Source organism: Rhizobium sp. LCM 4573 (assembly GCF_001854865.1).
Taxonomy (GTDB): Bacteria; Pseudomonadota; Alphaproteobacteria; order Rhizobiales; family Rhizobiaceae; genus Neorhizobium.
On record NZ_MDDW01000001.1, the window covers coordinates 769,516 to 790,360 of the forward strand.

Sequence of the window (20,845 nt, forward strand, 5' to 3'; positions counted from 1 at the left end):
GGTCAGCTCCTCACCGTGTAACGCAGTGCCCGCGCCTGCAGCGTATTGGTGACGGCGAGCATCACGAAGGCGGTCAGCAGCAGCACGGATGCGATCGCGGCGGCCGCCTGGTAATCGTATTCCTCGAGCCGGATGAAGACGAGGAGCGCGGTGATCTCCGTCGACATCGGCTGGTTGCCGGCGATGAAGATAATCGCTCCGAACTCGCCAAGCGACCGGGCGAAGGAGAGCGACGTTCCGGCCAGAAGCGCCGGCGTCAGGAGCGGCAGGATGACCTTGCGGAAGATTTCCCAATCCGAACCACCGAGCGATTGCGCCGCCTCTTCAAGCGCGGGATCGATATCTTCGAGCACCGGCTGCACGGTTCGCACAATGAAGGGCAGCGATGTGAAGCACATGGCGATCATGATGCCGAGCGGCGTATAGGCCACCTTGATGCCGAGATCGGAAAGCACCGAGCCGAACCAGCCGTTATTGGCAAAAAGCGCCGTCAGCGCGATGCCGGCCACCGCCGTCGGCAACGCGAAGGGCAGGTCCACCATGGCATCGACGATGCGCCAGCCGGGAAAGCGGTACCGCGTCAGCACCCAGGCGAGCGCCAACCCGAAGAAAAGGTTGAAGAGCGTGGCGCCGAGCGCCGAAAGCACGGTCACACGATAGCTCGCAACCGCGCGCGCGGAGGAGACGATCCGCCAATAGTCTTCCGGACCCAGACTCGCGGCCTTGAAGACGAGTGCGGCGATGGGCAGCACCACGATCAGCCCGACATAGAACAGGGTTACACCCAGCGAGAGGCGCAGTCCGGGCAGCACGTTGCGTTTCAATGGTCTTTCCCTGTCACGGCGAGACCCGGCGGGCTTTCACCCGCCGGGCTCTTGGGAGGAAACTATGGTCAGGCGCTTAGCGGCTGCCGTAGAGCTTGTCGAGAGTGCCGCCGGAGGTGAAGTGCTCTTCCTGAATCTTGTCCCAGCCGCCGAATACGTCATCGACATTGACGAGGCGGATTTCCGGGAACTTGTCCTTGAACTCTGCGGCAACTTTCTCGTTTTGGACGCGATGGCCGAACTCGGCGGCGATACGCTGGCCCTCCTCGGTGTAGAGGAAGTCGAGATATGACTTCGCAAGTTCGCGCGAGCCGCGCTTGTCCGCAACCTTATCGACGATCGCGACCGGGAATTCGGCAAGCAGGCTGACGGAGGGGGTAACACCCTCGACCTTGTCAGCGCCGTACTGCTTGACGATGCCACGCGTCTCGGCTTCGAAGGTGATCAGCACGTCGCCAATCTCACGCTCGACGAATGTGGTCGTCGCGGCGCGGCCGCCGGTATCGAATACCGGAACGTTGTCGAAGATCTTGGTGATATAGGCCTCGATCTTCTCCGTATCGCCGTTATAGGCCTCGTTCGCCCAGGCGTAAGCCGCGAGATAGGTGTAGCGAGCATTGCCGGAGGTCTTCGGATTCGGGAAGACCGCATGCACGTCGTCACGGGCGAGATCGCTCCAGTCCTTGATGTTCTTCGGATTGCCGGCGCGCACCAGGAAGGACGGGAAGGAGTAGAAGGGTGATGCGTCGTTGGCGAAATCCTTCTGCCAGTCTTCGGAAACGAAGCCCTGCTTCACCAGGAAATTCACGTCCGTCACCTGATTGAAGGTCACCACGTCGGCTTCAAGGCCTTCCACGATCGAACGCGCCTGCTTGGAAGTGCCGGCATGCGACTGGTCGACGGTGACGCCCGGATGCTGCTTGACGAAAGCCTCGTTCTCGGCCGCGAAAAGCTCGCGGGCCACGTCATAGGAGGCATTGAGAATGGTCGTCGGCGCTTGCGCAAAAGCCGGCGCGGCGAAGAGCGCGGCGATGGCGGTGCCGAGGATCAGGAGGCGGTTCATGAAAGTCTCCGGTAATTCGTCTGATTGGCGACGAAACTATCGATGACGACGGAAAACCGCGAGAAACCGCGAACCTCCGCCGATCGCCCGGTTGGAATTTTCCTCCATTTTCAGAGGCATTTGGCGACGCTTTTCCTCAGCCCCTCGTCTCAGAGCCTATGATCGGGAAAAAGGACCTCATGTTTCGCCACCAGATAGCGGTCTATATCGGTATCGCTCACCTGCGAAAGCGAGGCGGGAGACCATTGTGGATTGCGGTCCTTGTCGATGATCGCGGCGCGCACGCCCTCGTAGAAATCGTGGTTTCGGAGGATCTCTGAGCCCGCCGCGAACTCCCGCTCCAGGCACTCCACCAGCCCGGAACTGCCGCGCCCCAGCCGGATCAGCCGCAGCGCCAGCTTGAGGCTGGTCGGCGAGCGTTTTGCGATGATCTCGCGAGTAGCGGCGGCGAACTCGCCCTCTTCCTTCTCCAATGCCGCAACGATCTCCTCGACCGTATCGAAGCGGAAAGCACGGTCGATGAGGGCGCGTTCTGCCTCCAGCCTACTTTCGCCCGGCACGACGGCAAAGCGGTCGATCACCGCCCGTACCTGTTCGTCGGATGCGCCGCCCTTGAGTTCGCCGAGCGCCTCCACCAGTGCCTCCAGCCTTTCCGAAGGAACGCAGACATCGGCGAGGTTGGCGTAGATCGCATCCGCCGCGCCGATCACCTCGCCGGTGAGGGCAAGCCAGGTGCCGACCTCGCCGGGCGCCTTCGGCAACAACCAGGTCGCCCCGACATCGGGGAAATAGCCGATCCCGGTTTCCGGCATCGCGAGCCGCGTGCGTTCCGTAACGATCCGGTGCCGGCCATGCGAAGCGAGCCCCACGCCGCCGCCCATGGTGATGCCGTCCATCAGCGCCACATAGGGCTTGGCATAATGCGAGATCATGTAGTTCAGGGGAAATTCCTCCCGCCAGAAGCGCGTGACTTCCGGATCGCCGGCCTTTCCCGCCTGGTAGATGACGCGAATATCGCCGCCGGCGCAGAGCCCCCGCTCCCCCTCGCCTTTCAGCACCACGCAGGAAACTTCCGGATCGGCCGCGAAATCCTCCATCGCCTGCCGCATCTCGCGCACCATCGAAAGATTGAGGCTGTTCAGTGCCTTCGGCCGGTTGAGGCGGAGAAGCGCGGCCGAGCCGGCGCGACCGAGGAGGATTTCATCGCTTTGCTGTGCGGTACCGGACATGCTGTTTCCTTATTATTGGACACTCGGCGATGCGTGGAGCCCCTCCCCCTTGTGGGGAGGGGTTGGGGAGGGGACTTAGCTTGGAGTGAAACCCCTCCCGCCTGCCGGCCACCCTCCCCACAAGGGGGAGGGTTAAGTATGCCGCGCGGCCGAGCATCCCATATCTAATTTCCCATTCTATCGATTATCCGCCAATATCATCTCGGCCGCCTTTTCAGCGATCATGATAGTCGGCGAATTTGTATTTCCGGAGGTAATATTGGGCATGATCGAGGCATCGGCGATACGAAGCCTGCCGAGCGCCCGCATTTTCAGCCGGATATCGACGACGCTTTCCGGATCGGCGCCCATGCGAGCGGTCCCGACCGGATGGAAAATCGTCGTGCCGATATCGCCCGCCGCCCTCTCCAGATCCTCGTCGGTTTCATAGGAGGGACCGGGCTTATATTCCTCCGGACGGTAGCGCGCGAAGGACGGCCTCTTCACGATCTCCCGGGTCAGGCGGATTGCTCTTACCGCTATGTCGCGGTCGGCAGGCGCGGAAAGATAATTGGGCGCGATCGCCGGCTGTGCAGCAAAATCCGGGCTCTTCGCATGCACCGAGCCCCGGCTTTCCGGCCTGAGGTTGCAGACGCTTGCGGTCATGGCCGGGAAGGCGTGCACCGGATCGCCGAACTTGTCGAGAGAGACCGGTTGCACATGATATTGCAGGTCTGGCGTTTCCTTGTCCGGGCCCGATCGGGTGAAGATGCCGAGCTGGCTGGGCGCCATGGACATCGGGCCCGAGCGCCGGAAGGCATATTCGAGACCGATCGATGCCTTGCCGAGAAGGCGGGAGGCTTTTTCATTGAGCGTCGGCACGCCGGTCACCTTGTAGACCATGCGCAGTTGCAGGTGGTCCTGCAGGTTCTCGCCGACACCCGCAACCTCCTTCACTATCTCTATGCCGGCCTTCTGCAGCACTTCGCCCCGGCCGACGCCCGAGAGTTCGAGGATATGCGGCGTGCCGATCGCGCCGGCGCTCAGCACGGTCTCACGCGTTGCACGCGCCTGCTTCATTGCCCCCTCATGCTGGAATTCGACGCCTCTCACTTCGCCGTTCTCGACGATCAATCGGCGTACATGCGCCTTGGTCAGCACATTCAGATTCTTTCGGCTCATTGCCGGCCGCAGGAATGCCTTGGACGTGTTCCAGCGGATGCCGGAGCGCTGGTTGACGTCGAAATAGCTGGATCCCTCGTTATTGCCGCGGTTGAAATCCTCGATGATCGGGATGCCGGCCTCCTCGGCCGCCTTCTGGAAAGCGTCGAGCACGGCCCAGCGCACGCGCGCCTTTTCCACCCGCCATTCCCCGCCGGCTCCATGCATCTCGTCGGCGCCCTTGTAGAAATCCTGGGATTTCTTGAAGTAAGGCAGCACGTCGTCCCAGCCCCAGCCGGCGCAGCCCATTTGCCGCCACAGACCGTAGTCGCGCGCCTGGCCGCGCATGTAGATCATGYCGTTGATCGAGGAGCAGCCGCCGAGAATCTTGCCGCGCGGGTAGAAAAGCGAGCGGCCGTTCAGTCCTTCTTCCTTCTCGGTGGTGAAGCACCAGTCGGTGCGCGGATTGTTGATGCAGTAGAGATAGCCGACCGGGATATGCACCCAGTGATAATTGTCCCTGCCTCCGGCCTCCAGCAGCAGCACGCGGTTGCGGCTGTCGGCGGAAAGCCGGTTGGCAAGCACACAGCCAGCGCTGCCGGCACCGATGATGATGTAGTCGTAAGTTTCCATGATCTCGACCGACTCCAGGGGCGTCCCCTCTCCCGCCTGCGGGGAGAGGGCTAGGGTGAGGGGCAATTGATGTTTACCGCCGATGCTCGAAACCGAGCTTCCGGCCGAGCCGCGAGGCGTAGAATTCTCCGATGATGCCGCGCCGGAAGAGAAGCACGCAAACCATGAACACGACGCCTGTGATGATCGTCACCGGGAAGTCCGAAGTCGCGAGATAGTTCTGCAGCGTCACCACCAGCCCGGCGCCGAAGATCGGACCGATGAGCGTGCCTATGCCGCCGAGAAGCGTCATCAGGATCACCTCGCCGGACATCTGCCAGGTCACATCCGTCAGCGTCGCGAACTGGAAGACCAGCGCCTTGACGCCTCCCGCCAGCCCCGCGAGTGCGGCCGACATCACGAAGGCGCCGAGCTTGTAGCGGGCCACCGAATAGCCGAGCGAGGTGGCGCGGGCCTCGTTCTCGCGGATCGATTTCAAGATCATGCCGAAGGGCGAGTTGATGAAGCGCCAGATGATGAGCAGGCCGATCACGAACACCGCCAGTACGAAATAGTACATGTTGGTCGGCTGACTAAGATCGATGAGCCCGAAGAGATGGCCGCGCGGCACGGACTGGATACCGTCCTCGCCCCTGGTGAACTCCGCCTGCAGGCAGAAGAAATAGAACATCTGCGAGAGCGCCAGCGTGATCATCGCGAAATAGATGCCCTGCCGGCGGATCGCCACGAAACCCATCACGAGCCCGAGAACGACCGCACCCGCGACACCGAGCAATATACCGAGCTCCGGCGTGAGGCCCCACTCCTTCACCGCATGGGCGGTGAAATAGGCGGCACCGCCGAAGAAGGTCGCATGGCCGAACGAGAGGAGCCCCGTATAGCCGAGCAGCAGGTTAAAGGCGCAGGCGAAAAGCGCGAAGCAGAGCAGCTTCATCAGGAAGATCGGGTAGAAGAAGGCCGGTGCGATCACCAGGAAAGCGAGGCCCGCCGCGAGGAAGATCGCATAGGTCATCGAGGCGGTGGCCGAGCGTTCCGTCCGTTTCGCGGAAGTGGTGCTGTGGATGAGGTCGGTCATGTCACGCATCCCTTCCGAAGAGACCGGCGGGCCGGATGAGAAGCACGATCGCCATGATGACGAAGATCACGATATTGGATGCCTCCGGGTAGAAAACCTTGGTCAGCCCCTCCGCTATGCCCAGCATGTAGCCGGTGAGGATGGCGCCCATAATCGAACCCATGCCGCCGACCACGACTACCGCGAACACCACGATGATGATGTTGCTGCCCATCAGCGGAGAGACCTGGTAAACGGGTGCGGCCAGCACACCTGCGAAAGCCGCAAGCGCCGCTCCGAGCCCATAGGTCAGTGTCAGAAGCATCGGCACGTTGACGCCGAAGGCCTGCACCAGCACGGGATTTTCCGTCGCTGCGCGCAGATATGAGCCGAGCTTGGTCTTTTCGATGAGCAGCCATGTGCCGATGCAGGCGATGAGCGATACCACGACCACCCAGCCGCGATAGATGGGCAGGAACATGAAGCCGAGGTTCGTCCCTCCGGCAAGCGCGGGCGGCACCGAATAGGGTTGCCCCGCCGCACCGTAGAGATAGCGGAAGGTGCCTTCGATCGTCAGCGCCAGGCCGAAGGTGAAGAGTAGCCCGTAGAGGTGATCGAGCTTGTAGAGCCGCGACAGCAGCGTGCGTTCGATCAGCGCGCCGAAGAGGCCGACGATCACCGGCGCGAGTACGAGCGCGAACCAGTAGTTGATGCCGAAATACTGCAAGAGCAGCATCGCCGCGAAGGCGCCGAGCATGTACTGCGCGCCATGCGCAAAGTTGATGACGCGCAGAAGCCCGAAGATGACGGCCAGGCCGAGACTCAGCAGCGCATAGAAGGAGCCGTTGATGAGCCCGATCAAAAGCTGACCGAGAAATGCCTGGAGCGGTATGCCGAAGATCATGGTCATGGGGTGGGGCTCCTGACCAAAGCAACTGAGTGAGAAACACCCCCTCTGGCCTGCTCGCCATCTCCCCCACAAGGGGGGAGAAGACTCGCAGCACGCTCACCGGCAAGCTTGGCCCCGACGGTGCGGCAAGGTAAGCCCCTCCCCCTTGTGGGGAGGGGTTGGGGAGGGGTTTTGATCAAAATCTCGGCCATCCTCACACCCCCAGAACCTTGTGGAGCTTGTCCATGCGGGCCGGCAATTCGGCAACGGGGAAATCCGCGACCATTCTACCGTGATCCATCAGGTAAAAGCGGTCGGCGATACGGCTTGCGAAGCGGAAGTTCTGCTCCACGAGCAGCACGGTCATGCCGCGTTCCTTGAGCTTCTTCAAAACTTCGCCGATGCGCTGCACGATGACGGGCGCAAGCCCTTCAGTGGGTTCGTCGAGGACGAGAAGGCGCACGCCTGTGCGCAGGATGCGCGCAATGGCCAGCATCTGCTGCTCGCCTCCGGAAAGCTTGGTGCCAGGGCTGGAGCGCCGCTCCTCGAGATTGGGAAAAAGGTCGTAGATTTCGCGGATCGACATGCCGCCGTCCGCGACCACCGGCGGCAACATCAGGTTCTCCTCGACGGTCAGCGTCGAGAAGATGCCGCGCTCCTCTGGCACGAAGCCGAGGCCCACATGAGCCGTGCGGTGCAGCGGCACGGAAAGCATGTCCTTGCCGTCGAAGCGGATTTCGCCTTTCCGCTCGCGGATGATGCCCATGATGGTCCGTAGCGTCGTCGTCTTGCCGACGCCGTTGCGCCCGAGAATGGTGATGGTCTCGCCCTCGCCCACCGTCATATCGACGCCGTGCAGGACATGGCTCTCGCCATACCAGGCATTCAGGTTGGAGACTTGCAGAAGAGGTTTCATCTCACGCCTCCTCCGTGCCCATATAGGCGAGCCGCACGCGCTCATCCTGGCTGACGGCGGCGTAATCGCCTTCCGCGAGGATCTCGCCCCGCTGAAGCACGGTAACATGATGGCAGATATCGGCGACGACCGATAGATTATGCTCCACCATCAGCACCGCGCGCTCCTTTGCGACCTCGCGGATGATGCTGGAAACGGTTCCGATATCCTCCTGCCCCATGCCGGCCATCGGCTCATCGAGCAGCAGCACCTTCGGATCGAGCGCCAGCGTGGTGGCGATCTCCAGCACGCGCTTGCGTCCATAGGAAAGGTCGGCGGCAAGCGCGTTGCGCTCGCGTTTGAGGCCCACGGCCTCGATCAGTTCGTCCGCGCGGGCGTTCAGCCGGTTCAGCGAGGACATCGGCAGCCAGAACTGGGTGGAGAGATTGTTCGGCCGCTGCAATGCCACCCGCACATTGTCCAGCACGGAAAGATGCGGGAAAACGGCCGAGATCTGGAAGGACCGCACGAGCCCCATCCGCGCAACCTTGTCCGGCGGCGTCCTGGTGATGTCGGCGCCGAGCAGCGTGATGGAACCGGCCGTCGGCTGCAGGAACTTGGTCAGCAGGTTGAACACGGTCGTCTTGCCGGCCCCGTTCGGACCGATCAGCGCGTGTACGCGCTGATGCCGCACATCCAGATCGACGTTCTTCACCGCGGCGAAGGCGCCAAAATTCTTGCTGAGGCCGCGGGCGGAAAGCACCACCCGCGGCTCGTTGTCCGTCAATGTCGCGGAGACCGCCATGAGATTACTTCACCAGTTCGCAGCCGCTCTTGGCAGGGTCCATATAGGCTTCCTTGCCCGGAATGGTGGCGAGCACGTTGAAGTAGTCCCACGGCTCCTTGCTTTCTTCCGGCTTCTTCACCTGCAGCAGGTACATGTCGTGGATCATGCGCCCGTTCGACGCGACCGTGCCGCCGCGGCCGAAGAAGTCGTCCACCGGCATTTCGTGCAGGGCCTTGGCGACAGCCTCGGTCTCGTCGGTGCCGGCCTTCTCGATGGCCTTCAGATACTGCAGCACCGAGGAATAGGTGCCTGCATGGATCATGTTCGGCATCTTGTTTGTGCGTGCGAAGAATTTCTTGGCGAACTCGCGGCTCTGGTCGTCGAGGTTCCAGTAGTAGCCTTCCGTCAGCGTCAGGCCCTGCGCCGCCTCGAGTCCGAGGCCGTGCACTTCCGCAAGCGTGAAGAGCAGAGCCGCGAGGTTCTGGCCGCCGGCGGTGATGCCGAATTCAGCCGCCTGCTTGATGGCGTTGGAGGTATCGAGGCCGGCATTTGCCAGCCCGATCACCTTTGCCCCGGAAGATTGCGCCTGCAGCAGGAAGGAGGAGAAATCGGTGGTCGCCAGYGGATGCCGGACCGCTCCCACGACCTCGCCACCGCTCGACTTGACGAAGTCGCTCGTCTGCTGCTCCAGCGAGTAGCCGAAGGCGTAGTCGGCCGTCAGGAAGAACCATTTGTCGCCGCCCTGCTTCACCAGCGCGCCGCCGGTGCCGACCGCGAGCGCATGCGTGTCATAAGCCCAGTGGAAGCCGTAGGGGCTGCATTGCTTGCCGGTGAGGTCGGTGGTCGCCGCACCCGTAACGATGTCGATCTTCTTCTTTTCCTTGCCGAGCGCCTGCACGGCGAGCGCGACCGACGAGGTCGTCAGCTCCATGATGGCATCGACCTGCTCGGTATCATACCACTGGCGGGCGATGTTGGAGGCGATGTCCGGCTTGTTCTGATGGTCGGCATCGACGATCTCGATCGGCATGTCGAGCACCTTGCCGCCGAAATCCTCGACGGCCATCTTCGCGGCCTCGACCGAGGATTTGCCTCCGAAATCGGCATAGACGCCCGACTGATCGTTCAGAATACCGATCTTCACCTTGCCGTCGGATACGCTCTGCGCAAGCGCGGCGGTGCTGCCGGCCAGCAGAAATGCCAGCGAGGCAATGAGATTCTTTCGCATGAGTTTCTCCTCCCAGAGAGTGCCAGATTGCGAATCTGTTCAAAATTGGCGAGCCGCCCTCCTCAAAGCGGTCAATCCGGCCCCATGGTTCCGGAAAACTCCGGTTGACGCAAGAAGGCCCACCCAATTAATTGCAAACAGCATCTGTGCATTTTTGAACAGAACTGCGGGAGGAACATGAGCGGAAATCCGAATTTCACCTGGGATGATCTGCAATATTTCCTGGCAGTCGCCCGAACCGGGCAACTGTCGACGGCGGCGCGTCACCTGCGCACCAGCCATGCCACCGTCTCGCGCCGCATCGACCGGCTGGAATTCGCACTCAAGGTGAAGCTCTTCGAGCGCAATCCACGCGGCTATGTACTGACCGCCATGGGCCAGCGTTTCATCGACACCGCGGAGAAGATAGAACTGGAGGCGGATCGCCTGCAGGCGGACATCGTCTCCGGCACCACCGCCCAGCGAGGCGTCATCCGCCTGAGCGCGCCGGAAGGCTTCGCAAACTTCTTCTTCGCCCATCGAATGGGCGAGTTCACGGCGCAGCACCCGAACCTCTCGCTGGAGCTGGTGACGATCCAGCAGATCATGTCGCTTTCCCGCAAGGAGGCGGATATCGCCGTCACCCTCGATCCGCCGAAGGGCGGCCCCTACCTCATCGAGAAGATCACCGACTATACGCTCAACGTCTACGGCGCGAAAACCTATCTCGCCCGAAGCGAGCCGATCACCTGCAGGGAAGACCTCCTTGCCCACCCCTTCATCGGCTATATCGAGGACATGATCTTTGCRCCTGGCCTCGATTATCTGGGCGACGTGCATCCGGGCATCAAGCCGCGCTTCCAGAGCTCCAGCATCTTCGCGCAGCTGACCGCGACACGAAATGGTCTCGGTCTTTGCGTGCTCCCGCACTTCATCGCTCGGCACCAGCCCGATCTCGAGATCGTGCTTCCGGACGAAGTCGACCTGCTCCGGAACTACTGGCTGATCCGGCACCGCGACCTCAGCCAGATTCCGCGCGTTCGGGTGGTGGCGGACTATATCGTCGCGGCCGTGAACGCCAACAAGGACGCCTTCCTCCGTAAATCGTGAGGAAGGCATGCCGTGTCCGTCACTCGGCGGCCACGGGAAAGTCCCTGGGTTCCTCGAAGAGATCGCGCTGGTCGGCGCCTGTCTCTTCCTTGTTTTTCGGTTCGCGGCCAAAGAACAAGGCGTAGCCTGCGGGCAGGACAAGGATGGTAAGCACCGTGGCAACCAGGATGCCGCCCATCATCGCATAGGCCATCGGTCCCCAGAATACCTCGCGGGAGATCGGAATCAGCGCGAGGATCGCAGTCATCGCGGTCAGCGTGATCGGCCGGAAGCGGCGAACCGCGGCCCCCACGATCGCCTCCTGCCGGGGCATGCCGGCGGCGATGTCCTGATCGATCTGGTCGATGAGAATGATGGAGTTGCGGATGATGATGCCGAGCAGCGCGATGACGCCGAGGATCGCCACGAAGCCGAATGGCGCGCGGGTGATGAGCAGCGCCATCGCTGCGCCGATCACCCCGAGCGGCCCGGTGGCGAGCACGAGCATGGCCTTGCCGAAATGCTGGAGCTGGATCATCAGCAGAAGCAGGATGACGAACAGCATGATCGGCGCCTTGGCGGCGATCGAGGCCTGGCTTTCGGCCGAATCCTCCGCCCCGCCCTGGATCTCGATCCTGTAGCCGGCCGGCAGGCTGGCCCGCAGATCAGCCATGTTGTTGTAGAGGTTGATGGCCACCTGGGTAGGCTCGATGCCATCCGGCAGGGTCGCCTTGACGGTAATCGTCGGCAAGCGGTCGCGGCGCCATTCTATGCCCTGCTCGAATACGGGCATCACCTTGGCAACCTGCGAGATGGGCACGAAGCCGCCGAAATCCGTCGGGACATAGACCGACTGCACGGCCGAAAGAAGATTGCGACTCGTTTCCGGCTCGCGGGCGACGATCGAGATCGTCTCCTCGCCATCGCGGAAATCGTCGAGCGGAGCACCTGAAACGGCGGCTTGCAGCATCTGGCGGATGYGCTGGGAGGTGACGCCGAGCGCGCGGGCGCGATTCTGGTCGATCACCAGCTTCATGGCGGGCACCGGCTCCATCCAGTCGTCWTGGATCGCGCCGAAGTTAGGCTGYCCCTCGAAGCGGGCCTTCACGGCATCGGCGATGCGGCGAACTTCCGCCTTGTCCGGGCCGGTGACGCGCATCTGTACCGGCCAGCCGGTCGGCGGACCGAGGAAGAGGCGGTCCACCTTGCCGCGCACGGACGGGAAATCCTCCGCCAGGATGGCGCGCAGCTTGACGATCAGCCGCTCGCGGGCTTCCACGTCCTTCGCCATGACCAAAAGCTGAGCATAGTTCGGATTGCGGAGCTGCTGGTCGAGCGGCAGGAAGAAGCGCGGTGCGCCCTCGCCGATATAGGTGGCGACGAAAGTCTTGTCGGGATCGGGCAGAATCTGTTCTTCGAGAGCCTTCGCCTGACGCTCCACTTCCTTGATGCTGGTCCCTTCCGGCAGCCACATATCGACCAGAATCTCCGGCCGCGACGATTGCGGGAAGAAGCTCTGCGGAATGAAATTGAAGGCGTAGAGGCTGCCGCCAAAGGCGGCGAACGTCAGCAGGATGACGATGATCCGGTGTCGCACCGCCCAGCTGATCGTGCCACGCAGACGATGGTAGAAGCGCGTGTCGTAGACATCCTTGTGCGTACCGGCATGCGCGCGCTGCTTGAGCAGCATGTAGCCGAGCCACGGCGTGAAATAGACCGCGACGAACCAGGATGTGACGAGCGCGATGCCGACCACGAAGAAGAGCGAGCGCACGTATTCGCCGGCGGTCGAATCCGCGAAGCCGACCGGGATGAAGCCGGCGGTGGTGATGAGCGTGCCGGTCAGCATCGGGAAAGCGGTCGATCGATAGGCGAAGCTCGCCGCATCCAGGCGTTCGAGCCCCTCCTCCAGCTTGCGCTCCATCATCTCGACCACGATCATCGCGTCGTCGACCAGGAGTCCCAGCGCAATGATGAGAGCGCCGAGCGAGATGCGTTGCAGATCGATGCCGATATAGTACATGATGGCGAAGGTGGCGGCGAGCACCAGCGGGATGGCGATCGCGATCACGATCCCCGAGCGCCAGCCGATCGAAATGAGAGAAACGATCAGCACGATCACCAGCGCTTCCATGAGCGCCTTTGTGAACTCGCCGATCGCTTCGGTCACGACTTCCGGCTGGTTCGATATCTGCTCGACGGCGACGCCCACCGGCAGCGTCTGTTCGAAATTATGATAGGTCTCCTCGACCGCGTGGCCGACATCGGTGACTTTGAAGCCCTTGGCCATCACGACGCCGATCTGAACCGTATCATGGCCGTTGAAGCGGAACTTGCGCTGGAACGGGTCTTCGAGGCCCTCGCTGACGGTCGCGATATCGCCGAGGCGGATCACCTGATCGCCACTGCGCAGGCGCAATTCCCGGATGTCTTCCGGCGTTGTGATGTCACCTTCGACCGCGATGCGCACGGAACGATCGCCGGTCTCTACGCTGCCGGCCGGATCGACATTGTTCTGGCCGGCAATGGCGTCGCGGATGCTGACGACGGTCAGCCCGCGCTCGGCCAGGGCCTTCGAGGAAACGTCGATATAGATCTTTTGCGGCTGGTCGCCGAGGATCACCGCCTTCTCGACACCTGGCGTGCCGAGCAGCATGTCGCGCGCCTGGATGGCGATCTTCTTGAGTTCCGGATAGCTGTAACCGTCGCCGCTGATCGCGTGCAGCGTGATGAAGGTATCGCCGAATTCATCGTTGAAATAGGGACCGAGCAGGCCTTCGGGCAGCTCCTGCCGGATGTCGCCCACCTTCTTGCGCACCTGGTAGAAGGCGTCGGCCACCTCCTGAGCATTGGTATCGCCCTTGATCTGGACGGTAGTGATCGCAAAGCCGGCGCGGGTATAGGACCGGACGAAATCGAGATGCGGAGTTTCCTGCAGCTTGCGCTCGATCTTGTTGACCACCTGGTCCTGCATTTCCTCGATCGAAGCGCCCGGCCAGACAGACTGCACCACCATCACGCGGAAGGTGAAATCCGGGTCCTCCTTCTGACCCATGTTCATGACGCCGAGAGCGCCCATGACGATGATGAGGCCGAACAGGAAGCGGGCTATGCTCGGATGGCCGATCGCCCAGCGCGAAAGGTTGAAGGGTTCCTTACCGGAGGAAGAATTGTTGGAGGAGGTCATGGTCGTGTCCTTCGGTCCGATCTCAGGGCTTCACGGAAGCCGTGGACATGCTGTTGACGTTGCCGAACCGGGAACTCACCATTTCCGGCAGCTTGACCTTCATCTCTTCCTTCATGAACTGTGTGCCGGCGGAGACGACCACGTCCCCGGTCGAAAGACCTTCCGAAATGCGCACGCCGTGATCGGAGAAGGTGCCGACCGTGACGGGCTGCGACCTGACCGTTCCCGCTTGCCGGTCCACGATCCATACCACCGTCTTGCCTTCCTTTTCGCCTAGGGCGGCAAGCGGAATGGCATAGCCGGGAACGGCATTGTCTTCTGTTGCCTCGATAGTGGCGGTCATGCCGAGCAGTACGCGCGGGTTTTCCGGCAGGCTGACGCGAACGGCAAAGGTGCGCGATTGGGCATCCGCGCTGCCGGCGACCTCGCGGACGCTGCCGTCGAGAACAAGATTAGGATCGGACCAGAAGCGGGCCTTGACGGTCTTGCCGGGACGGAACTGGCCGATATCCACTTCCGGAACGGCGATCTGCACCTCCTTGCCGCCATCGACGGCAACGGTGACGACCGGCGTTCCCGAGCCGACGACCTGGCCGATATCGGCGCTGACGGTCGTCACGATGCCGTTCTGGCCCGACCGCAATTCGGTATAGGCAACCTGGTTGCGGGCTTCCTCGAGCGCGGAAGCGGCCGACTGCTGGGCGGAGACCGCCTGGTCGTGGGTCAGCGTCGCCTGTTCCAGCTCGGACTTGGAGGCGATGTTCTTGGAAAAGAGGCTTTGAGCGCGGCGGCGGGCGAGTTCGGAAATCTCCTCCTGCTTCGTCGCGGATGCGAGATCGGCCTCGGCGCGGCGCAGGGCAAGCTGATAATCCACCGCGTCCAGCTTCGCCAGCACGTCTCCCGGACCGACGCGATCCCCCACGTCCACGAGACGCTCGGTGATCTTGCCGCCCACGCGGAATCCGAGATTCATCTCGGTGCGCGCCTTGACGGAGCCGGAATATTCCAGCCGCCGCCCCTGATCGGGCTCGCCGACCTCGACGACTTTCACCGGCCGGACAATCTCCGGGGCACCGATTGCCCCCTCACCTTCCGAACATCCCGCAAGAAGAGCCAGCGCCGCTGCCGCGACGCCTCCCTTGAAAAATAGTGAAACATTACGCCGTGTAGTCGAAACGAACATGAGCCGCACTCCTGATGGCGGTGATGAACTTTAGCGTTTCAGTTTATCTCAAAGCCCGCAGGCCGAATTCGACGAGATCTTCAGGTTTGCCGATCCGGCTATCGAGCAGGCAGTCGGCCACAAGCTGCGGATGGCAGAGTATCACCATGCTCGACATGAAATTTTCCGAAGCGAGCTCGACATCCTGGTCGCGGAACTCGCCAGCCTCGACACCCTCCCTGATCAGGACGGCGATGAGCGCGCGAATCCGTTCCAGATGCTCCTCGATGACCGGCCATTGCTGCTCGATGGCGATGACGACCATCTCATGAACCTTCTGCTCGTCTATCATGGTCTCGAGCGTGATACGGTGCTGCTGCAGTATATGATCGCGCAGCCTCTCGGCGGCGCTGACCGGACGGCCCGCATTGGCCAGAGCCGCCTGATAACTGGCCTCGAGCATGCGCTTGGCAAGAGCCTGGTGGATATCCGCCTTGGAAGAGAAGAAACGGTAGATATTGGCCGGCGACATGCCCAACTCGCGAGCGATGTCCGCGACATTGGTCTTGGTATAACCGTAGTGCCGGAAAAGCCGCTCCGCCGCATCGAGGATGCGGGCGACGTTTTCCTGTCGGTTCGCTTCGATGGCCTGGGCGTGGGGCTCCATCTCGGTTCGGCTTTCTTTACGTGTGACGAATTTCATTTTTCGTCAGTATTAAATCGACATCACTCCTTTGTCAACTTTTCCGCTGCGGCTTTCGCGGCAAGAAATTCACCTCCATGATGGAACAAAAATGGGCGGATGGCATTATGATGCGTTGCCGCAGGGGTGGATTGCCGGGTCTCGAATGAAAATGCAGGAAATTCCCAGTATTTCGCTGATGAATGAAGAGCGTTACCGGCTCCTCATCGACGCGATTACAGATTATGCCATCTACATGCTGGATCTCGAGGGCCGGGTCGTAAGCTGGAACCCCGGCGCCCGCCGTTTCAAGGGATATGAGGCCAACGAAATCCTCGGCCAGCACTTTTCAAGCTTCTACACCGAGGAAGAGCGGCTGGTTGGCCAGCCGCAGCGAGCGCTGGACGCGGCGGCCGCCGAAGGACACTTCGAAAACGAGGGTTGGCAGGTGCGCAAGGACGGCAGCCGCTTCTGGGCGCATGTCGTCATCGACCCCATCTGGGACAATTCCGGCAGGCTGCTGGGCTTCGCCAAGATTACCCGTGACCTCACCGAGCGCAAACACGCCGAGGAGGAACTGAAAGGCAGCGAACAGAAGTTTCAGCTTCTCGTCCAGGGCGTCACCGATTACGCCATCTACATGCTCGACCCGGAAGGTTACGTCACCAACTGGAACGTGGGGGCCGAGCGCATCAAGGGCTATACCGCCGACGAGATCGTCGGCTGTCATTTCTCGCAGTTCTATACCGAGGAGGATCGCCTCGCCGGAGAGCCGCAGAAGAGCCTGGAGACTGCCCGGCAGGAGGGCCGCATCGAGAGGGAAGGCCTGCGACAGCGCAAGGACGGAACCCGCTTCTGGGCTCACGTCATCATAGATGCCATCCATGACGAACGCGGGGAATTGATCGGCTTTGCCAAGATCACCCGCGATGTCACGGAAAAAGTGGAAGCACAAAAGGCACTGAACCAGGCCCGCGAGGAACTCTTCCAGGCCCAAAAGATGGAAGCGATCGGCCAGCTCACCGGCGGCATCGCCCATGACTTCAACAACCTTCTGATGGCGATCCTCGGCAGCCTGCAGATCCTGCGCAAGCGCATGCCGAGCGACCCTGCGCTCAGTCCGCTTGTCGACAACGCCATTCAGGGCGCCGAACGCGGCGCCGCGCTGACGCAGCGCATGCTCGCCTTCTCCCGCAGGCAGGATCTGAACATGCAGGCGGTGGACATCTCCGCGCTGGTCATGGAGCTGATGGATTTCATGCAACGCTCRCTGGGTTCGACGGTCCGGATCGAGACCAGGCTTGCCGAGCATCCAACTCATGTGATGACCGACCCCGTGCAGCTCGAAACCGCTCTGCTTAACCTCGTCGTCAATGCCCGGGACGCGATGCCCGGCGGCGGAGCCATCATCATCGAAGCACGGGAAGTCGATATCCCTGTAAGGCGGGGCAGCCTCAAGCCCGGCCGCTATGTGGAACTCAGCGTCGCGGACACCGGCGAGGGCATGGACGAGGAGACCTTGACCCAGGCCACCACGCCTTTTTTCACCACCAAGGGGGTCGGCAAGGGAACCGGGCTCGGTCTTTCCATGGTCCAAGGCCTCACCGAACAATCCGGCGGCAAGCTGGCGATCGAGAGCAGGAAAGGCGAAGGGACGAAGGTTTCGCTGTTCCTGCCGGGCGCCAATTCTTCGGCAGTCCCCCAACCCGAGGAAGCGGCGACGTCATCTATGGCGGTTCCCAGGAAACAGCTCACCGTTCTTGCCGTCGACGACGACGCGCTGGTGCTGATGAACACGACCCTCATGCTCGAGGACCTGGGGCATCGGGTGATCGAGGCTTATAGCGGCGTCGATGCACTGAACACACTCCGCAATGGCGACAACCGGATCGACCTCGTGATCACGGACCATTCCATGCCGCGCATGAGCGGCTCGGAGCTTGCCGCGGAAATTCACGCAGAATGGCCGGATTTGCCGATCGTGCTCGCGACGGGCTATGCGGAACTGCCGAAAGGCGGCGACAACCGCCTTCCGCGGCTCGGCAAGCCTTTCTCGCAGGACCAGCTTCAGGAAGTGATCGCGACCGTATTATGCGCCAAGGTCTGAACAAAAGCCGGTGCGACGGCGTTGTTTTCCCGATCTCATCAGGGAGAACGCCGCAATGGTATTCAAGCACCAGCATTTCCATGAAACGCCTGCCGAGGTGGAGGCCGAATTCCCGCCCCGCGCGACGCTGGAAAGCGCCGTTTCCGATGCGCTCGCCTCCGCAGGCGGAGTCGATGCCAGCGACGTGACGGTGACTGTAAAAGGCGGTGAGGTCACGCTCTCGGGCGCGGTCCAGGTGCCGGAGGAAATCGGACGGGCCGAGGAAGTCGCCCGGGGCGTATCCGGCGTCACCTCGGTCCGCAATGAAATCCGACACACCGCGCCGTCTTTCTTCAATGGCGGGCCAAGGCCGCTGTGACCCTCGGATCATCCTTCTGAAAGAGGGCAATCGGGCATGCGATTGCCCTCTTTCAAACCAAGATCACCGCGGCAACGCATAGGCGATGACATAGTCGCCCGGCTTGGTGCCGACCGATCCGTGACCGCCGGCGACCATCACCACGAACTGCCGTCCGTCATCTACCGCATAGGTCATCGGCGTGGCCTGTCCACCGGCCGGAAGCCGGGCCTCCCAGAGCTGTCGGCCGGTCGTGAGATCATAGGCGCGCAGATAATCGTCCACAGCTGCGCCGAGGAAGGCCACGCCGCCCTTGGTGATCATCGGCCCGCCGATGCCCGGAACGCCCACCTTGAAGGGCAGCGGTAGCGGCGTCATGTCGTAGACCGTGCCGTTGCGGTGCTTGTAAGCGATTTCGCCGGTGCGGAGGTTCGCACCCGCCACATAGCCCCATGGCGGGGCCTGGCAGGGGATCTGCAGCGGCCCGAGGAAGGGACCCATGTAGACGCCGTATGGCGCGCCTTCATTGCGGTTCAGCCCCTGTTCGCTGCCCTTCTCGTCCGCGCCTTTGGACGGGATCTCCGAGCGCGGAACGAGCCGCGAGGTGAAAGCCAGATAGGTGGGCATGCCGAACATGACCTGACGCTCGGGATCGACCGCGACGCTGCCCCAGTTGAAGGTGCCGAAATTGCCCGGATAGACGATCGTGCCTTCCAGCGACGGCGGCGTATAGCGGCCCTCGTACTTCAGCTGATGGAACTTGATGCGGCACACCATCTGGTCGAACATGGTGATGCCCCACATGTCCTTTTCCTGAAGCGTCTCGGGCTTGAACGTCAGGGCCGAAGTGGGCTGGGTCGGCGCGGTGAAGTCTTCGGGGATGGCACCGCCCGGAGCCGGCTCTTCCGTCACAGGAATGATCGGTTCACCGGAGCGCCGGTCGAGCACGTAGATATCGCCCTGCTTCGTCGGCCCGACGAGCGCGGGCACCACATTGCCGTCCGGTTGCGTGATGTCCAGCAGAACCGGCTGCGCGGGGACGTCCATATCCCAAAGGTCGTGGTGAACAGTCTGCCGCACCCATCGATCGGCGCCGGTATTGATGTCGAGCGCGACGATCGAGGAGGAATATTTCTCGACGTTTTCGCTACGTCCCATGCCGAGCTGGTCCGGCACCTGGTTACCAAGCGGAATGTAGACGAGGCCGAGCTGTTCGTCGACGCTGAACACCGACCAGCTGTTCGGCGAATTGGTGCTATAGGTCTGGCCGGGGGCCAGCGGCTGCGTCTGGGTCGGATTGCCGGAATCCCAGTTCCAGATGAGCTGCCCGGTATTGACGTCGTAGGCGCGGATGACGCCGGACTGTTCCTGAGTCGAGTAGTTGTCGTTGACCGCACCACCGATGATGATCTTGTTGCCGGCGATCGCCGGCGGCGAGGTGGAATAATAGTAGCCGGCCGGGTTGTACTTCATTCCGGTTTCCAGATGCAGCACGCCCTGATCGGCGAAGGAGGTGCATATCTCGCCGGTCTCCGCATTGAGAGCGATGAGCCGTGCATCGGACGTCGGCAGATAGACCCGCTGCGCGCAGGCCGTGCCAGGCGCCGCAGCCGGATCTGCGTAATAGGTCACGCCGCGGCAGGTCTGGTGCTGGCGATCGGGGTTCATCCCCGAGTTTGAGTCGAACTTCCACTTCTCTTGCCCGGTCGTCGCATCGAGCGCGATCGCCCAGTTATGCGGTGTGCAGAGATAGAGCGTGTTGCCGACTTTCAGCGGCGTCACCTGATAGGTGGTCTCGCCCACGTCGTCGGGCAGCTTCACGTCACCGGTCTGGTAGCGCCAGACTTCCTGAAGATTGGCGACGTTTTCCACATTGATCTGATCGAGTGGCGAATAGCGCTGGCCATAGGGCGTGCGGCCATATTGGTGCCATTCCCCCGGAGGTACGTTGCCGCCAAGCGCGGGCGCCGCCGCCACCGCCTCTTCCGGAAGCTCTCCGTCGAGATTGTAAGGGTCCATGAACATCGAAAGCACCGCGACCGCCACCGCGATCACGATCGACAGCGCCAGCGGCGTGGCACTCGCCCCATAGCGATAGCCTGTCGCCGGGCTGCTGAACCCGAGCGGCTTTCTCACCCATGGGGTGAGCAGCCACAGCCCGAGCAGGACGATGAGGCCACCGCGCGGTCCGAGCTGCCACCAATCGAAGCCGACTTCCCAGATCGCCCAGCCGAGTGATGCAAGGATGATGACGGCATAGACGCGCAATGCCATCGCTCTTCGAAGAAACAGCAAGACCGCCGTCAGGATGAAGGCGAGCCCCGCAACGAGGTAGTAGGCGCTCCCCCCGAGCAGCAGCAAGTGGCCGCCGCCGATGGCCAGTGCGATCCCGATCAGCATGAATATGATCGCGGTGATCATGATGGTCATATCGGAAAATCCTGTTTCGCTGGAAGATCCCGGCACGACGACGCCGTGCTTCCCCGCCGCCTCAACACAACGGGCGCAAAAAAGTTCCAAGTTCCAATCGCACCGCGTGCAATTTCCCGGAACGACTCTA

At 62.1% G+C, this 20,845-nt stretch carries 16 protein-coding genes; 3 read left to right on the top strand and 13 right to left on the bottom strand.

Going from position 1 to position 20,845, the window contains the following annotated elements; genetic code table 11:
- Positions 1-2: 2 nt before the first annotated feature.
- From cysT to LCM4573_RS03930, 9 genes are all read right to left on the bottom strand, one after another.
- Positions 3-824 (bottom strand): sulfate ABC transporter permease subunit CysT, encoded by an 822-nt coding sequence (gene cysT / locus LCM4573_RS03890; RefSeq protein ID WP_071004635.1) that lies wholly within the window; start codon positions 822-824, stop codon positions 3-5.
- Between the two features lie 76 nt (positions 825-900).
- Complete coding sequence (cysP, locus tag LCM4573_RS03895; RefSeq protein ID WP_071004637.1) at positions 901-1,887, bottom strand: thiosulfate ABC transporter substrate-binding protein CysP; 987 nt, start codon at positions 1,885-1,887, stop codon at positions 901-903.
- 149 nt (positions 1,888-2,036) lie between these two features.
- The gene (locus LCM4573_RS03900; protein WP_071004639.1) at positions 2,037-3,116 is read right to left on the bottom strand and encodes an enoyl-CoA hydratase/isomerase family protein; all 1,080 of its coding nucleotides are present in this window, start codon (positions 3,114-3,116) and stop codon (positions 2,037-2,039) included.
- A 177-nt stretch (positions 3,117-3,293) separates the two neighbouring features.
- Positions 3,294-4,889: a GMC family oxidoreductase gene (locus LCM4573_RS03905; RefSeq protein WP_071004641.1), complete on the bottom strand. Its 1,596-nt coding sequence runs from the start codon at positions 4,887-4,889 to the stop codon at positions 3,294-3,296.
- 73 nt (positions 4,890-4,962) lie between these two features.
- Positions 4,963-5,973, bottom strand: a complete 1,011-nt coding sequence (locus LCM4573_RS03910; RefSeq protein ID WP_071004643.1) for a branched-chain amino acid ABC transporter permease — start codon at positions 5,971-5,973, stop codon at positions 4,963-4,965.
- A complete protein-coding gene (locus LCM4573_RS03915) occupies positions 5,966-6,853 on the bottom strand; it encodes a branched-chain amino acid ABC transporter permease (RefSeq protein ID WP_071004645.1) in 888 nt (295 codons plus the stop codon). The genes LCM4573_RS03910 and LCM4573_RS03915 overlap by 8 nt, the downstream gene beginning before the upstream one ends.
- A gap of 193 nt (positions 6,854-7,046) precedes the next feature.
- Positions 7,047-7,748, bottom strand: a complete 702-nt coding sequence (locus tag LCM4573_RS03920) for an ABC transporter ATP-binding protein (RefSeq protein ID WP_071004651.1) — start codon at positions 7,746-7,748, stop codon at positions 7,047-7,049.
- 1 nt (position 7,749) lies between these two features.
- Entirely contained in the window at positions 7,750-8,532 is a 783-nt protein-coding gene (locus tag LCM4573_RS03925; protein ID WP_071004652.1) for an ABC transporter ATP-binding protein, read from the bottom strand.
- Positions 8,533-8,536: 4 nt separating this feature from the next.
- A complete protein-coding gene (locus tag LCM4573_RS03930) occupies positions 8,537-9,742 on the bottom strand; it encodes an ABC transporter substrate-binding protein (protein WP_071004653.1) in 1,206 nt (401 codons plus the stop codon).
- A 177-nt stretch (positions 9,743-9,919) separates the two neighbouring features.
- Between LCM4573_RS03930 and LCM4573_RS03935 the strand changes: the two genes are divergently transcribed.
- Complete coding sequence (locus tag LCM4573_RS03935; protein ID WP_071004654.1) at positions 9,920-10,831, top strand: LysR family transcriptional regulator; 912 nt, start codon at positions 9,920-9,922, stop codon at positions 10,829-10,831.
- A 19-nt stretch (positions 10,832-10,850) separates the two neighbouring features.
- Here LCM4573_RS03935 and LCM4573_RS03940 read toward each other — a convergent pair whose 3' ends face one another.
- From LCM4573_RS03940 to LCM4573_RS03950, 3 genes are read right to left on the bottom strand one after another with little or no spacing between them, the layout of a single operon-like run.
- Complete coding sequence (locus tag LCM4573_RS03940) at positions 10,851-13,997, bottom strand: efflux RND transporter permease subunit (protein ID WP_071004655.1); 3,147 nt, start codon at positions 13,995-13,997, stop codon at positions 10,851-10,853.
- Positions 13,998-14,019: 22 nt separating this feature from the next.
- Entirely contained in the window at positions 14,020-15,180 is a 1,161-nt protein-coding gene (locus LCM4573_RS03945; RefSeq protein WP_071004656.1) for an efflux RND transporter periplasmic adaptor subunit, read from the bottom strand.
- 43 nt (positions 15,181-15,223) lie between these two features.
- Entirely contained in the window at positions 15,224-15,826 is a 603-nt protein-coding gene (locus tag LCM4573_RS03950) for a TetR/AcrR family transcriptional regulator (protein WP_071005171.1), read from the bottom strand.
- Positions 15,827-16,007: 181 nt separating this feature from the next.
- Between LCM4573_RS03950 and LCM4573_RS03955 the strand changes: the two genes are divergently transcribed.
- Together LCM4573_RS03955 and LCM4573_RS03960 are read left to right on the top strand one after the other, a co-directional pair.
- Entirely contained in the window at positions 16,008-17,948 is a 1,941-nt protein-coding gene (locus LCM4573_RS03955; protein ID WP_071005172.1) for a PAS domain-containing sensor histidine kinase, read from the top strand.
- Between the two features lie 55 nt (positions 17,949-18,003).
- Positions 18,004-18,306 carry a BON domain-containing protein gene (locus tag LCM4573_RS03960; RefSeq protein ID WP_071004657.1) on the top strand — a complete coding sequence of 101 codons (303 nt, stop codon included), beginning with the start codon at positions 18,004-18,006 and terminating at the stop codon, positions 18,304-18,306.
- A gap of 63 nt (positions 18,307-18,369) precedes the next feature.
- Here the strand turns inward: LCM4573_RS03960 and LCM4573_RS03965 are convergent, their stop codons facing one another.
- A complete protein-coding gene (locus tag LCM4573_RS03965; RefSeq protein WP_071004658.1) occupies positions 18,370-20,715 on the bottom strand; it encodes a glucose/quinate/shikimate family membrane-bound PQQ-dependent dehydrogenase in 2,346 nt (781 codons plus the stop codon).
- Positions 20,716-20,845 lie beyond the last annotated feature (130 nt).

Excerpts from the sequence above, each read along its gene's own strand:
- LCM4573_RS03945 (WP_071004656.1), bottom strand. The coding sequence starts at position 15,180 with ATGTTCGTTTCGACTACACGGCGTAATGTTTCACTATTTTTCAAGGGA.
- LCM4573_RS03965 (WP_071004658.1), bottom strand. The coding sequence starts at position 20,715 with ATGACCATCATGATCACCGCGATCATATTCATGCTGATCGGGATCGCA.
- LCM4573_RS03900 (WP_071004639.1), bottom strand. The coding sequence starts at position 3,116 with ATGTCCGGTACCGCACAGCAAAGCGATGAAATCCTCCTCGGTCGCGCC.
- LCM4573_RS03915 (WP_071004645.1), bottom strand. The coding sequence starts at position 6,853 with ATGACCATGATCTTCGGCATACCGCTCCAGGCATTTCTCGGTCAGCTT.
- LCM4573_RS03925 (WP_071004652.1), bottom strand. The coding sequence starts at position 8,532 with ATGGCGGTCTCCGCGACATTGACGGACAACGAGCCGCGGGTGGTGCTT.
- LCM4573_RS03960 (WP_071004657.1), top strand. The coding sequence starts at position 18,004 with ATGGTATTCAAGCACCAGCATTTCCATGAAACGCCTGCCGAGGTGGAG.
- cysP (WP_071004637.1), bottom strand. The coding sequence starts at position 1,887 with ATGAACCGCCTCCTGATCCTCGGCACCGCCATCGCCGCGCTCTTCGCC.
- LCM4573_RS03950 (WP_071005171.1), bottom strand. The coding sequence starts at position 15,826 with ATGGAGCCCCACGCCCAGGCCATCGAAGCGAACCGACAGGAAAACGTC.
- LCM4573_RS03920 (WP_071004651.1), bottom strand. The coding sequence starts at position 7,748 with ATGAAACCTCTTCTGCAAGTCTCCAACCTGAATGCCTGGTATGGCGAG.
- LCM4573_RS03910 (WP_071004643.1), bottom strand. The coding sequence starts at position 5,973 with ATGCGTGACATGACCGACCTCATCCACAGCACCACTTCCGCGAAACGG.